1 protein-coding gene and 1 pseudogene are annotated in these 856 nt (G+C 60.9%); one reads left to right on the top strand and one right to left on the bottom strand.

Going from position 1 to position 856, the window contains the following annotated elements; all coding sequences use genetic code 11:
• Positions 1-94 precede the first annotated feature (94 nt).
• The gene (locus EN969_RS33285; RefSeq protein ID WP_013531220.1) at positions 95-523 is read left to right on the top strand and encodes a L,D-transpeptidase; all 429 of its coding nucleotides are present in this window, start codon (positions 95-97) and stop codon (positions 521-523) included.
• Positions 524-584: 61 nt separating this feature from the next.
• Here EN969_RS33285 and EN969_RS33280 read toward each other — a convergent pair.
• A pseudogene (locus EN969_RS33280) lies at positions 585-856 on the bottom strand (lipid A biosynthesis lauroyl acyltransferase); the annotation flags it as partial.

Raw genomic sequence — 856 nt, 5'->3', positions numbered from 1 at the left:
GTCAAGGTGTGTGTGTTAGCCCGTGCATCTGCCATTAAAAAGATGAAAAACAATCAGGCAGGCAGGTTAGGGGCAATCAAAGGGGTTTGATCGCATGAAAAAGACAGTTCTCATGGCAACCATGTTTGTTGCAATGCTGTTCGGTGCTTCGGGGCAGGGCTGGGCAGCCAGCCTCGTTGCAAATATAGACGTGTCGTCGCAGACGATGACCGTCAGATATGGCGCGTCGGTTTACCGGTGGAGTGTCTCCACCGCCCGCACCGGCTATTTCACGCCGCGCGGCACCTATCGGCCGCAGCGCACGGCCAGGATGTGGTATTCGCGCAAATACCATATGTCGCCGATGCCCTATTCGGTGTTCTTCCATGGCGGCTATGCCATCCATGGAACCGGCGCCGTCAGGCAGCTCGGCCGCCCGGCGTCGCATGGCTGCGTGAGGCTGCACACGGCCAATGCCGCCACGTTCTATTCGATGGTGCGGGAAGTGGGTTTCGGCAACACGCGCATTGTCGTCACCAACTAAGGCGGGTTCAGGTTCGCTGTTGTCTGCTGGCGCTGGGCTAACCCCACGCCAGCAGCTCTGCCTAAGCGTTTGGGACCGCCTTTGCCTGCGGTCGCTTTCGACGCCCGCCGCTGATCTCCCACCTTTTGTGGAACCACATCCACTGGCCGGGATCTTCTCGCACCCAGCGCTCGACGACGTCGTTGAGACGCTGGGTGGTGGCACGGACATCGACGCTGCCGTCAGCGGTGCGCGGCAAGGTCAACTTGTCCTCGATTTCGAGCCGGAAGCGGTTGCCCGGCAGCCTGACGCAGCGCGCCGGATAGACGTCGCAATCGTAGTGGCGGGCAAGGG

Origin of the sequence: Mesorhizobium sp. M7A.F.Ca.CA.003.01.2.1 (assembly GCF_003998945.1) — a bacterium.
GTDB classification, from domain to species: Bacteria; Pseudomonadota; Alphaproteobacteria; order Rhizobiales; family Rhizobiaceae; genus Mesorhizobium; species Mesorhizobium ciceri.
This window is presented reverse-complemented; position numbering and strand designations above follow the sequence as displayed.